The organism is Hamadaea sp., from assembly GCF_013362815.1.
Lineage (GTDB): Bacteria > Actinomycetota > Actinomycetes > Mycobacteriales > Micromonosporaceae > Hamadaea.
Window position 1 is genome coordinate 1 of sequence record NZ_JABFVK010000110.1, and the last position, 12,426, is coordinate 12,426.

A 12,426-nucleotide genomic window follows, 5' to 3' on the forward strand; every position below is an offset into this window, starting at 1 on the left:
CGATGGTCTCGTCGGTGACGAAGCCGACGACGTCCCGGCCGAACAACGCCACCGCGCCATCGTGGTCGCCGGCCTCGTTGAGCCGTCGGATCTCCTCGATCTGCTCGGTGTTCGCCGGACGCGACCAGTACGTCGGCTCGTAGAGGCCGAGCTTCTTCATCGGCACGCCGGCCGCCGCGGCGAGGACTACGATCTGGCCGCCGGTGCAGTTGGCGAACACGTACGGCGTCTGCCCGGTCTCCTGCACGACCTGCTCCACGACCGCCGCCAGGTCCTCGACCTCGCGCTCGATGACGTAGGAGTCGAGGTCGCCCATGCCGCTGTCGCCGCGGCCGCGCCGGTCGCAGTTGTACACCGTGAAGTTCTGCGACATCAGGTTCGCGAACGGGTAGAACATCCCGCGGTCGTTCAGGCCGCCGCCGAGGACGACGACCGGCTCACCCCGGCCCGAGCGCTCATAGGCGATCGGCGTGCCGTCTGCCGACCGCACCCGGGTCACCGGCAGATCCCGCTCGCCCGCGTAATCGTCGTCGAGTCCGAGCCCGTCGGGAGCGATTCCGTGCTCATCCTCGGTGTGAATGCGCCGCTCCACCATCGACAGCCTCCTTGAGTGATTGAATAAGATCGCTCCGTCACGCTATCCGGCTCCGCGGTGGGCACTCATCTCCGTGATTGCGCAGCAAGAAAGGCCGGCGGGTTTCCGCCGGCCTTTCCTCATGTCGTACGCGTTAAGCTCCGGCCTTCTCCTGCTGGTATCGATGGACGAGTGCCATCGCATGGCCATGCCCGACCTGGTGGTCGGACTTGAGCCAGTTCACGAGTTCGCCGGTCTTCGTCAAGGGGGAAGTGCCGATGATCTTCATCCATTCGTCGATCGACTTGCCGTACTTCTTCTCGATGGCCGGGTAGCTGATCGCCGGGCCTCGTCCGGGGCTGGTCACGATTCGTGCGCTCCTTGCGTCGGGTGCGTTTCGTTGGCACGGCCGGGAATCCGGCCCACGACGCCCGGCCGCTTCAGATAGAGCAGACCGAGCACCGAGCACAGAACGAGCAGATCCACGAAGAGAAACGTGGCGCCCACCGGATCGACGGTGTGCTGATGCGCCACCGAGTCGTAGCGGGCCTGCTCGACGACGGCCGCCGGGGCCGGTGACGGCGGCACTCCGGTGCCGACGCTGAACTGGACCACGCCGAAGTCCTCGTCGCCGTCGGCGTACAGGACGTGGTAGGCCACGAGGTAGTCACCGGTGCCGGCGATCGACACCGGCACCGTCAACACGTCGCCCTGGCCGGCGGGTTCGCCGGCGACCTCGGCACCGGCGGTGGTGCGTACGGAGACGTGGGAGTCCGGGACCGACACGGGCGCGTCGAATCGCAGCGTCACCCGCTGAGGTGCGCTCGCCAGGGCCGCCCCGTTCGCCGGATCGCTCGTGAGCATCCGCCCTTGCGCGTACGCCGGACCGCCGGTGGTCAGGACGAGCAGGCTCGTCGACAGAACCACCGCGATCCGGCGTACGCGACGGGCGACCGTCACGCCGCGCCCACCTCGGCCAGCTGGCGCGGTTGGCGCTTCTCGACGGCACAGGTGCACGTCATCTGCTCCAGTTCGGCGCGGTTGGGCCGCAAGTGGAAGTACATCGCGATGATCATCGGGATGAAGACCACGGAGTTGTAGAACAGGTGCAGCTCGACTCGGGGCAGCACCAATTGCAGGATGCTGGTCGGCACCTTCTGGCCGAAGAACGGCGTATGCGTCTGCGCCTGGATGAGCAGCAGAAAGTGCTCGATGTGGTGCCAGAACTGGATCGCCAAGGCAACCGTCCACCACGTACGCGACCGGCCGGTGAAGCCGGGGCGCAGGAGGAACAGGAAGACGAGCATCACGATCGCGTACCCGTAATGCAGCCACTCGGAGGTGACCAGCCACGGGAAGTACTGCCCGAGGACGCCGCGCGACTGCGGGCGGGGCCACCCGAGCACCCAGATCTGGTACGCCTGGACCAGATGCTCGGCCCAGTGCGCGAGGACGATCGCCATGAACACGTTGAGCCCGATCCGGTGATACCGGCTGTTCAGGCTGTTCAGCATGGCCGTTGCCTCCTCTTTCCGTTAGCCGGTGCGGTGTGGCTGACGATACGCATCGCTTTCGGCCCGGTCTTCTTCGTAATTGCTGTCTCCGCGGCCCGCGGCGTACGCCCGGAAAAGGAATGATGCACAGATAAGGAAACACGGTTCGTTGCCCTGGTGCCGCCTCGAAGCGCGGTCACCCGAACCGTGTCATCGCGCGGCGGCGAATTGTGCGAAAGCGCGCGCCCGCGCCGTCTGTAGTCCACAGTCGTCTATCCGAACTGGACAACCCGACCGAGGTGATCACAGTGCTCAGCGAAAAAGACGCGCAGCAGCTCGCCGACATCGAGCACGAGCTGGTCGCCAGTGATCCGCAATTCGTGACTCGAATGCGATCGCGAAAGCACATCTCGATTCCGGCGGTCGCCCTGGCCGCGGTCTGGGTGGCGACCCTGATCGTGACCGCCCTCTGCGGGTGGATCGCCGTCGTCGTCATGGTCGGCTCACTGGTCATGCTGGAGGTGACACGAAGGCTCTCGTGGCGGTTCGCCAAACCTCACTAGTGGTACGGCCTGGGTCTGGCCGAGGGCACGACCAGACCCAGGCTCGCGGCGAGCTCAGCCGGCCACGGCGACCGAGGCCGGTTGCGCCGAGCGCCGTTCCCGCAGCGAACGGATCCACCAGTACGCCCCCCGCAGCAGGCAGACGATGGTGACGGCGAAGAACAACGTGTAGACGACGTTGAACAGCATCAGCACGCCGTAGACGGTGCCGACGCTCGCGCCGAACATGAACTGGTTGCGGAACGGTCCCGGTGTGGTGCCCGGGTCGGTGATCATGTAGTTGGTGAACAGGACGAACGCGACGCCGGTCATGATGCTCAGCGCGCCCCAGATCGAGACGTCCCAGATGGCCCAGCGCAGCACGGCCTGGATGACGAACGAGCCCATCCAGCCCATGATCAGGCCGACCTTCTTGGTCAACGCGGCGTTGAGCACGGTTCCGGCGGTCACGATGACGATCGGGATCATCACCCGGATGACGTCGGGCACGTTCTCCGTGAAGTGATACGGCGGAGCCACGTTGACCCAGGAGAACGCGAGCAGCGTCATGGTGATGCCGAAGTTCGACGGGTTCATGAAGTGCCGCATCCGCCCCTTGATCGGCGCCTGCAGGATGTACTTCTGCCCGATCGCGACCACCACCGCGAAGGCGATGGGCCAGAACTTCGTATTGGCGTACAACAGCATGTTGGCCGCGAGCGAGGTGATGTGCGTGGGCAGCAGGAAGGTGTAGACGCCCCACGCGCCGTGGCCGGAGTAGGCCGGAGCGCGGCGCTGCGCCCAGGCCGCGATGGCCTCGAAGACGAACTCGGCGGTGTAGCCGGTGAGCAGGGCCAGCAGCGGCCAGGTCCACGGCTGCTCGAAGCCGAGCACGGCGTACCCGAGGATGTTGAAGACGGACATCGAGATGGCGAAGTTGCGCAGCGCCTTGTAACGGGGATCGGTGTTGTCGACCCGGGGCGGCCGTTCGGCCGACGTGCGCCGCTCCCACGTGGCGGCCGAAGCCGGCGTGGTCGTGATGGTCGGGGTCTTGACGATGACGGTAGGCGTGCTGATCCGTTCGGCGTGGGTCATCGCGCCTGCACCTCCTTGGCCTCGGTGGTCAGCAGGATGTCGTGCCAGCCGGCCGTGAGACTCAGCTGCCGTGCGTGCGTGGCGCCGCTGAGGTCACGCCAGCTGAGCTGGGCCGACACCGGTTTGCCGGCGTTGGCTCCGAGCCCGAAGAAGACGTCGAAGCTGCGCTTGCCGGAGTGGCCGCCGCCGCCGTCGAGCTGGGCGACGTGCTTCTTGCCGTCGGCGGTGGTGATCGTCACGACGGCCCCGTACGCCGGAGTCCCGAGCGGGCCGCCGGTGTTCTGGCCGTCAGCGGACGCCGGACGGTAGAGCCGCAGCCCGAGGTAGTCGCCGGAGCCGATCGGCCCGTCGTTGTGGAAGTACGCCGGAGCGCCCCATTGGTGGGCGACGACGAAGTCCTGACGGCCGTCGTCGTCGGCGTCTCCGACGGCGATGCCCCGGCTCGGGGTGCTGTCGGTGAAGCCGAGGTCGGCGCTCAGGTTCACGAAGCGCTCGTCGTCGGTCTCCTTGACCCAGAACCCGAACGGCTGCGAGCCGGCGATGTCGTCGCCCGGTTCGGCCTTCGGCCACATCTGCGGCTGCTGGAGCATGAGATCGTTGGCGGCGGCCAGCTCCTGCAGCCAGTTGAATCGGTTGATCTTGCCCTTGACGAAGCCGGCCGCCTGCACGACCGCCAGCTGACCGCTGTTGTCGAAGTCGGCCATCTTGGCGTCCCAGCCCCAGCCGATCCAGGCCATGTTCAGCGCGGCGGCCTTGTTCTGGAACGGCGCCTCGCCGTCGGCCAGCTGCGCCTTGGCTTCGGCCGCGTCGGCCGCGGTGTTGCACCAGACCATGTTGCTTTCCTCGAGACCCCAGCTCGTGGTGATGTTGCTGACGAACATGTCGAACCGGCCGGTCGCCATCAGGTCGCCGAAGTCAATGCTCATGCCCTTGAAGGAGTCGTGGCCGACGACGAGCGACTTGGGGTCGAACGGGCCGCGCGAACCCTGGTCCAGGCTGAACTTGATGTGGCCCGGGGTCGACACGTTGTGGAAGAAGCGGTCGTTGCCGAAGTCGTTGGCGAGGTACAGCTCCGGCAGCAGGTCGCCGTCGAGGTCGGCCGAGCCCGCGCCGAGCGTCCAGCCCGTGGCGTACTTGGGCGCGATGGCGTACTGCTCCTCGTAGACGACTCCGGATTCGGTGGCCGACTTCCAGCGCAGGACGTGCGCGCCGCCGGCGTTCTTCGCCGACGACATCGAGTCGTTCATCTGGACGGTCGGCTGGCCCTGCGGGTTCAGCACCTCGGTGTCCGGGAAGTAGTTGAACACGCCGATGTCGGGCTTGCCGTCGCCGTCGAAGTCGGCCACCGCGACGGCGTTGGTGTTCCACTCCGGCCCGTGGTAACGGCCATCGGGGGCGGTCGCCTGCCAGATCAGCTCGGTCGGGGTGAAGTCGGACCGGGCGAGCGTGGCGGACGAGTGGTTGTTGAGGAACACCACCGGCGTACGCCCCCAGTAGTAGACGAGCAGGTCGTTCCACCCGTCGAGGTTGAAGTCACCGGGCGTGCAGCCCATCGGGGCCATCGTGTCGCTCATCGGCAGCGGCGCCGGATCCAGCACGAACGGCGCATAGCTGCCGGTGCCGGGGGCCGGCGTCACGACGACCGCGTCGCTGCGGGTGTCGACGAGGCACAGGTCGTTGGCGACGTTCTGACCGTCGAGATCGTTGATCGCCACCGCCGCGCCGACCGAGGAGATCCAGGACCGGATGTGCTCGTACGCCGGATTCACCTGGCGTACGGTGCGCATCGGCAGGCCGGGCGGCAAGGCGATGTCCATTTTGGTGAAGTGGAAGCGCGCCGCGAGCGAGGCTCGTTCCGCGGCCGAGGCCGCCGGCAGCCGGGCGACGCCGAACAGCGTGGCGACCACGGCCAGCACGACCATGGCTGGGAGAAGTCGGCGGAGTGCGCCTGGTTTCGATGTCATAGGTTCCCCTCGATCGAGGCACGTCTCATCGTCCGACGACCGCGAATGGCCGCCGGAAGACGAGGAATGCGATGGGCCGTCGACCCATAAGCGCCTGACTCGCTTATCGGGTGCTGTCGATCTCGACTCTCGATATCGTGGCGGCTGACGAGCGGAAAAGTCTTCTCGATTCGTGCGCTGCGCCTCAGGTTCGGGGCCGTTGGGCAATTTAGGAGAGCCGGGCGATCACGCCGCTTCGCGCTCCACCCGAGCCGCCAGATAGTGGGTGTACGCCATCCGCCGCATCACGGCGAACGCCACCTCGAAGAGGACCACCTGGGCGACGACCGCGGCGGCTCCGGCGGCCGTCGTCTGCGCGTCGATCTCGCGGGTGGCCAGGCGTTCGGCGGCTTCGACGTAGGGCCGCAGCACGTCGGGGGTGTCGGCGACGCCGAGCCCGGCGAGCGCGCTGAGCACGGCGACCAGGTTCTCGCGTTCGGGCGTCTCGGGCTGGACGTCCCAGCCGATCTCGTCGAGGAACCGGTCGACCCGCTCGGCGGCGTCCAGCCGCGCCTTGGCGTCGGTGGACAGCACGGGGTGGTCCGGCATCAGCGCCCGGTTCACGACCTGGGCCAGCCCGTGCGGCGACAGGCAGTTGCTGTCGATGGCGGCGAGCACTTCGCGTACGGAGGCGAGGCTCATCATGCCGATGCCGGTGAGCAGCCGGATCAGGCGCAACCGGCTGAGGTGGGTCTCGTCGTACTCGGCCTGGTTGCGGGCGGTCAGCGCGCCGGGCGGCAGCAGCTGCTCGCGGAGGTAGAACTTGATCGTCGGAACGGATACGCCGCTGCGGCGGCTGAGACTTGAGATCTTCATCGGCAGTGTTGTCCCAACCCATCGAAGGCCGCAGGATGGACCGCGGGCGAGTCGCGAAGTGTTTCGGCCTGGCCGCACGGCGCCGTCGCCGACCGTCGATATAGCTATATCACAATCTATCGACGCATACCACGGTGGAGTGGGGTTAACCACCGCAATCTGGAAGAAACCCACAGCACCCCGCACCTTCATGATCGGGGCCGATTCTTGAGGCGGCCGCGAAGAAGCCTATCGGCCAGAGCTATTCGAATGAGCTTTCGAATAGCTCTGCGCAACGCATTGCAGAAGATGCGTCGCGGAATTCGGCGCGCGCACGATGATGCGACGAATCACGCGAAGGAGGCGACATCGTGCCACCCGCTCCCCCAGGACCCGACGAGGCCCGGACGATGACTCTGGAGGCTTTCGCCGACACGATCCTGCCCGGCGAGAAGCGCCATCCGGACGATCCGGCGATCGCCGGGGTGTCCGAAGGCGGCGGCGCCGTCGCCGCCGGCGCCGTCGAACTGCTCGAACATCCCTCCGGCGGGTTCGCCGACTCGCTGGGCTCGTTGATGTTCATGCTGAACATGCACGCCGGGCAGTACGCGAGTGAGAACGCGCTCCAACTGGACCCTGCGTTGCCCGCCTTCGTGGCGTTGCCCTACGAGCATCGGGCGGCCCTGGTCACGAGGCTGACCGCGACCGGCCACGCCGAGAAGGCGATGTGGGTCGGCCTGGCGATGTTCGCCACCATGGCGTTCGACGCCGCCGCCCATCTGTCCACAACGGACGCCCTGGCCGCCGGCCATCCCGGGCTCACCTTGATGGGGTACGCCGCCCCCGAACCCGACGGCGTGTGGCGGTTCGCCCAGTTCTCCTACGGACGGCAGCTCGCCAAACCGCACCCGAACACGACGGCCACCGGGAGCCCGGCATGAGCAGTGAGCGTACGGAGAGCACGGACGTCGTCGTGATCGGCAGCGGATTCGGCGGCGCGATCGCGGCGTACCACCTCGCCGCCGGAGGCGCCCGGGTGGTCGTGCTCGAACGCGGACCGTGGCTGACCGCCGACGAGTTCGACCACGACTTCCTCCTGGGCAAGTCGTTCACCCGCGTCTTCGACTTCACCGTCGGCGACGGCATGAGCGTGCTGTCCGGCAACTGCGTCGGCGGTGGCAGCGTGGTGTACTTCGCGACCATGCCCCGTGCGCCGGAGTTCACCTTCGAACGGCGCGGCAGCACCGGCAAGCGCATGTGGCCGGCGTCGATCACGCGGGCGGCCCTGGACCCCTGGTACGACCGGGTCAGCCAGGCATTGCCGGTGACTCGGCAGAGCTGGGACAAGATCCCGTACAGCGGGGGGCTCTGGGCGGCCGCGTGCGACCACGCCGGGCGTACGGCCAACGCCGCCCCGAGCGCGGTCGACGTCTCGATGTGCACCAACTGCAACTGGATGTACGCCGGCTGCAAGTTCGACGCCAAGCGGTCGCTGCTCCTGAACTACCTGCCGGGCGCGCTGGAGCACGGGGCGGAGATCCGGCCGCTGCACGAGGTGCAGCAGCTGACCCGCAACGACGACGGCGGTTACCGCGTGCACTACCGGGTCGTCGACGAGGAGGACTACCGGGTCCTCCACGACAGCGGCGAGATCGACGCGAAGATCGTCATCCTGGCGGCTGGAACGGCGGCTACTCCGGTCATCCTGCAACGGTCGGAGGCCACGCTCGGCCCGATGCCGTACGCGGTCGGCCGCTACTTCTCCGGCAACGGCGAACGGCTCAACACCGTGCTGTTCGACGAGGACAAGATCCGCGACGTCCTCGGTCTGACCCGGGCCGACGGGGTGCCCTACGAGGCGTACCAGATCGGCCGGGGTCCGGTCGTGGCCTGCTGGGACAAGCTCGACGGAGGCCTGCCGGAGTTCGAGCGGTACTCGCTGGAGCAGCTGTACTTCCCGCCCGGCCTGGGCACGATCCTCGCCCAGGTGCCCGGCGAGCCGTCGCCGAGCTGGTTCGGCGTGGCCAAGAAGGAGATGATGCGGACCTGGAAGTCGTGGCTGACCATCTTCACGATGTCCGAGGACGACAACGAAGGCGTCTTCGGCCCGCCGCCGGAGACCGGCGCGGCGACCCGGTTCTCGCAGCAGATGCTCGGCCACAACTCCTTGCAGTACAAGCCGACTGCCAACACCCGCCGGGGCTGGGAGCTGTCCGACGCCGACGTCAAGGACATCGTCGAACGGGACGGGCTCGGCCGGTCCGCGCCGTGGACGAACGACCTGGTCGGGGCGTACACGGTGCATCCGCTGGCCTCCTGCCGCATCGGCGACGACCCCGAGACGTCCGCCTTGGACGACCGCCACGAGCTGCGCGGGCATCCCGGGATCTTCGTCACCGACGGCTCGGCCGTGCCGGGCGCGCTCACCGTCAATCCGGCGCTGACCATCTCCGCCCTGGCCGAACGCGCCATGTCGGGGATCGTCCAGGCGGCGCGGGAACGCGGGGTGGCCGTGCGATACGTCGGCGGCCTGCCGACCGGTGTGCGTACCAGTCAAAAGCCTGTATCGATAAGCGCATAGCCGCACCGGAGAAGGGGAGGCGGTCCATGATGGACCGCCTCCCCTTTTGTGTTTGCCCGATCAATCGCGCGGGCAGTTGTGGTAGACCGCGAGCTTCCAGTCGCCGCCCTGCTTGACCAGGATCCACGAGGCGCGGATCGCGCGCTCGGCGGCGAGCTGGGACTCGCCCGGCGCGAGCACGCCACCCTCGGTGAGCAGCGCGACGGCACCGCCGGCCAGCGGCTTGATCTCGATGGGCTGGCCGGTCACCCGGGTGCCCGCGAATTGGCCGGCGTATTCGCCCGCCATGTATTCCTGGATGTCCGCCTTGCCCTTCCTGTAGACGCCCGGCAGCATCATCGTGCCGTCGTCGGTGAACAGGTCCGCGAAGGCCGCCGCGTCGTGCGCCGCCCAGGCCGCGATCAGCTTGGCGGGCACGGCCGCGATGGCCATCTGGTCCTGGGCCGAGGGGGGTGCGGCGGGAGTGGTGGTTGCGGTCATCTTCGGCTCACTTCCTCGAGGGGACAGGCTCTCTACCATCGTTCATTCCCGCAGGTAGAAGCGCATCTCCGAGACTGCGGCGTCACTGTCGGCCGGGCTCACTCTCCGCGCGTTTCATGTGGTACGCAGAAAGAGCCGTGTAGCCCGTTCCCCCGGCCGTTTCGGCCTCCGAGTAAAGGGCCGAATTGGCCGCCCGCATGAGCCGCACGAGTTCCCTGTCTCCGGCCGGCGCGGTGCGTTGGAGTCCGAACAGGACGGTCAGCTCGTCCGAGGTCGCCTTCGGCACGTTCGGGGCGACGATCCGGGCAGTCGGAATGGGAATGAAGAGAATGCTGCCGCCGGGGCCGAGCAGTCGCGGCGTCAGTCCATCGAGGACGCCGCTCGCGATTCGCTCGACGGATTCGCCGGGGAGCATGACGTTGCACCGCGGATGCGGGTCGGTCTGCCAGGAGCCGGTCGCCCGCAATTGCGCCGTCAGCGGCGCGAGGCGGCCGAGGAAGTCGCGCAGGGCGAGCGTCTGGATCGCCTCGATCCCCTGATGATTCAGGTCCCGCAGCAGCGCCTCGTCGTCCGGCTCGTCGGCCGCGGACTCCGCGGTGAAGGTGGCGGCCGCCTCCAGGAAGAAGCTCAGCCGGCCAGCCGGGTCGTAGACGATCTGACCGAGGACGTGGGCGAACCGGCCCTCGACGGCCAGCCGCAGCTGATCGGCGACGAAGGTGGCGAGGTCGGCGTACCGGAGCAGGTAGCGCCGGGCGCCGGCGGGCGCTGCCGTCAGCCGCAACGTCACCCGCGCGATGACGCCGTGCTCCCCCTGCGTCCCGCGTACGCCGTCGAAACGCGCCCGCTCCCGATCGGCGGAACACAGGACGAGATCCCCGTCCGGGGTGATCACGTCCAGATCGATCACGTTGTCGCTGACGCTGCCGTGGTGGTGGCTGGCCCCGCCGACACCCCCGGCGGAGATCGTCCCGCCGACGGTGAGCTCAAGGAAGTCGGGCAGCACCGGCGGCATCAGCCCGGCGGGCAGCGTGGCGTCGAGGACGGCGCCCCAGCGAGCGCCCGCCCCGACGGAGATCCGGTCGGCGTCCGGCCTTCCGACTCCTGCCAAGGTGGTCAGGTCCACCACGATGCCCCGGCCGGTCTGCGCCTGCCCGTCGACGGCGTGCCCGGCTCCCCGCGGCACCACGGGAATGCCGAGGCGCGCGCCGAACCGGACGGCCGCCACGATGTCGTCCGGCGTCCGCGGCCGCAGCACCGCGACCGGCACCCGGCGTACGCGATTGCCGAAGTCCCCGGCGACGGCGGTCACCTCGGCGACCCCGGTACGCAGCGCGTCGCCGAGCTGGTCCACCTCGGCGAAGCGGGCCACCTCGGACGGCCGCGATCCCGGCGCCGCCGCGGCAGCGGTGGCACCGGGATCAAGGCCGGTCATTCGCCGAACCCGTACGCACCGAGCAGCCGCGCGTCCTCGAATTTCGGCGAGGTGGCCGCCCGGTCGCCGAAGGCGCGCTGAAACTCCCGGAACGCGGCCGAGTCGGCCAGCGGGTTCGCGTCGTCCGGGAGGGTTCCCATGTGGACGAAGGTCACGCCGTCGGCGAGCCGGAACGATGCGTACCGCAGTCCGTCCGGGTTGTCCCCGGCGAGTTCGGCGAAGACGTCCTCGATGAGGCGCTGATTCTCGTCCGCGGTCTCGGGACGCATCTGGTAGCTGACGACGAACGAATTGCCCACAGTGGACTCCTCTTCGAACGGTGATGGACGGGCTCAGCCGGCCTCGGTGGCTCAGTGACTCAGCCGGCTTTGGCGGCTCGGTGACTCAGCCGGCCTCGGTGGCGAGCTGAGCGGGCTGGGCCGGACCTTGGCCCTGCTCCTGCCCCTGCGGCGCGGTGGCGATGCCCTTCTCCATAACGAGCGCCACCAGCAGACCGCACACGATCAGCAGGATCGCCCCGATGCGGAACGACAGCGCGAACCCGTCGGCCATCGCCGACGCGGGGCTGCCGCCCGCCGCGGTCTGGTCCGCGGCGTACCGGACGGCGAGCGTGACCAGCGTGGCCAGGCCGAGCGCGCTGCCGACCTGCTGCATCGTGGTCTGCACGCCGGACGCGAGCCCCGAGTCCTGGCCGGTGACGTTGTGCAGCGCGGCGTTGGTCATCGCGGGCATGGTCGCCCCGGAGAACACACCGAACAGCAGCAGGCCGGGCAGGATGCCGCCCCAGTACGCCGTGTCCGGGCCGAGCATGCTCGCCAGGAACAGGCCGACGCCGGCGACGAGGAAGCCGACCGTGCCGACGGCCTTGACCCCGACCTTGGGCGTGAGCCCGGTCGAGATGCCGATGCCCATGCCGATGCCGATGCCCAGCGGCAGATAGGACAGCCCGCTCTGCATCGGCGAGAAGTGCAGTACCTGCTGCTCGAACAGGGTCAGCATGAAGGTGTACGGGATGAACGCCGCCATGAACAGCAAAGCCACCACGTTGGCGACGGTCCTCGTGCGATTGGCGAAGAACTGCAACGGGATCAGCGGCGACGACGAGCGGCTCTCGACGATCGCCGTCACCACGAGCAGCAGAACGCCCGCGACGAGCGGAATCGCCACCTGGGCGTCGCCCCACGAGCGCTGGGCCGCCTGCAGCAGACCGTAGACGATCGCGATGAGCCCGGCGGTGGCCGTGAGCGCACCGGTGAAGTCGATGTGCTGGCCCTTCTCGCGGACCATGCGGCTCTCCGACACCAGCCGGGGCAGGATCGCCAGGACGACGATCGCGATCGGAACGTTGATGTAGAAGATCCAGCGCCACTCCACCCAGGTGGTGAGCACGCCGGAGATGATGTAGCCGAGGATGCCGCCGATGCCGGTCAG

The 12,426-nt window shown here is 68.4% G+C and carries 14 protein-coding genes; 3 read left to right on the forward strand and 11 right to left on the reverse strand.

Translation table 11 applies throughout. From position 1 onward, the window contains the following. The 4 genes from HOV77_RS33510 to HOV77_RS33525 form a co-directional block, all read right to left on the reverse strand. Positions 1–595: alpha/beta fold hydrolase (locus HOV77_RS33510; protein WP_290870038.1), on the reverse strand; the 595-nt coding region annotated here is incomplete at its 3' end. Between the two features lie 133 nt (positions 596–728). Next, positions 729–941 carry a DUF4287 domain-containing protein gene (locus tag HOV77_RS33515; RefSeq protein ID WP_290870040.1) on the reverse strand — a complete coding sequence of 71 codons (213 nt, stop codon included), beginning with the start codon at positions 939–941 and terminating at the stop codon, positions 729–731. Next, positions 938–1,534 carry a copper resistance CopC family protein gene (locus tag HOV77_RS33520; RefSeq protein ID WP_290870043.1) on the reverse strand — a complete coding sequence of 199 codons (597 nt, stop codon included), beginning with the start codon at positions 1,532–1,534 and terminating at the stop codon, positions 938–940. The genes HOV77_RS33515 and HOV77_RS33520 overlap by 4 nt, the downstream gene beginning before the upstream one ends. Beyond that, a complete protein-coding gene (locus HOV77_RS33525; protein ID WP_290870046.1) occupies positions 1,531–2,088 on the reverse strand; it encodes a hypothetical protein in 558 nt (185 codons plus the stop codon). Before HOV77_RS33525 ends, HOV77_RS33520 begins: the two co-directional genes overlap by 4 nt. A 287-nt stretch (positions 2,089–2,375) precedes the next feature. On the opposite strand from HOV77_RS33525, the gene HOV77_RS33530 reads away from it, so the two are divergent. Beyond that, positions 2,376–2,630 carry a DUF3040 domain-containing protein gene (locus HOV77_RS33530; protein WP_290870049.1) on the forward strand — a complete coding sequence of 85 codons (255 nt, stop codon included), beginning with the start codon at positions 2,376–2,378 and terminating at the stop codon, positions 2,628–2,630. A 54-nt stretch (positions 2,631–2,684) separates the two neighbouring features. Here the strand turns inward: HOV77_RS33530 and HOV77_RS33535 are convergent, their stop codons facing one another. The 3 genes from HOV77_RS33535 to HOV77_RS33545 all read right to left on the reverse strand — a co-directional run bounded on the left by HOV77_RS33535 (position 2,685) and on the right by HOV77_RS33545 (position 6,523). Then, on the reverse strand, positions 2,685–3,704 hold the full coding sequence (locus tag HOV77_RS33535) for an enediyne biosynthesis protein (RefSeq protein ID WP_290870052.1): 1,020 nt from the start codon (positions 3,702–3,704) through the stop codon (positions 2,685–2,687). Beyond that, positions 3,701–5,668: a CRTAC1 family protein gene (locus HOV77_RS33540; protein WP_290870055.1), complete on the reverse strand. Its 1,968-nt coding sequence runs from the start codon at positions 5,666–5,668 to the stop codon at positions 3,701–3,703. The genes HOV77_RS33535 and HOV77_RS33540 overlap by 4 nt, the downstream gene beginning before the upstream one ends. A gap of 225 nt (positions 5,669–5,893) precedes the next feature. Then, the gene (locus HOV77_RS33545) at positions 5,894–6,523 is read right to left on the reverse strand and encodes a MerR family transcriptional regulator (RefSeq protein WP_290870058.1); all 630 of its coding nucleotides are present in this window, start codon (positions 6,521–6,523) and stop codon (positions 5,894–5,896) included. A 389-nt stretch (positions 6,524–6,912) separates the two neighbouring features. On the opposite strand from HOV77_RS33545, the gene HOV77_RS33550 reads away from it, so the two are divergent. Together HOV77_RS33550 and HOV77_RS33555 are read left to right on the forward strand one after the other, a co-directional pair. Beyond that, positions 6,913–7,443 carry a DUF5987 family protein gene (locus HOV77_RS33550; protein ID WP_290870061.1) on the forward strand — a complete coding sequence of 177 codons (531 nt, stop codon included), beginning with the start codon at positions 6,913–6,915 and terminating at the stop codon, positions 7,441–7,443. Beyond that, a complete protein-coding gene (locus HOV77_RS33555; RefSeq protein WP_290870064.1) occupies positions 7,440–9,083 on the forward strand; it encodes a GMC family oxidoreductase in 1,644 nt (547 codons plus the stop codon). The genes HOV77_RS33550 and HOV77_RS33555 overlap by 4 nt, the downstream gene beginning before the upstream one ends. Before the next feature lie 60 nt (positions 9,084–9,143). Here the strand turns inward: HOV77_RS33555 and HOV77_RS33560 are convergent, their stop codons facing one another. The 4 genes from HOV77_RS33560 to HOV77_RS33575 form a co-directional block, all read right to left on the reverse strand. Then, positions 9,144–9,563 carry an SgcJ/EcaC family oxidoreductase gene (locus tag HOV77_RS33560; protein WP_290870067.1) on the reverse strand — a complete coding sequence of 140 codons (420 nt, stop codon included), beginning with the start codon at positions 9,561–9,563 and terminating at the stop codon, positions 9,144–9,146. A gap of 82 nt (positions 9,564–9,645) precedes the next feature. Then, positions 9,646–10,995 carry an FAD-binding protein gene (locus HOV77_RS33565; RefSeq protein ID WP_290870070.1) on the reverse strand — a complete coding sequence of 450 codons (1,350 nt, stop codon included), beginning with the start codon at positions 10,993–10,995 and terminating at the stop codon, positions 9,646–9,648. Beyond that, positions 10,992–11,294: a hypothetical protein gene (locus HOV77_RS33570; protein ID WP_290870072.1), complete on the reverse strand. Its 303-nt coding sequence runs from the start codon at positions 11,292–11,294 to the stop codon at positions 10,992–10,994. Before HOV77_RS33570 ends, HOV77_RS33565 begins: the two co-directional genes overlap by 4 nt. Before the next feature lie 85 nt (positions 11,295–11,379). Beyond that, positions 11,380–12,426, reverse strand: a 1,047-nt coding sequence (locus HOV77_RS33575; protein WP_290870075.1) for an MFS transporter, incomplete at its 5' end; no start/stop codon positions are given.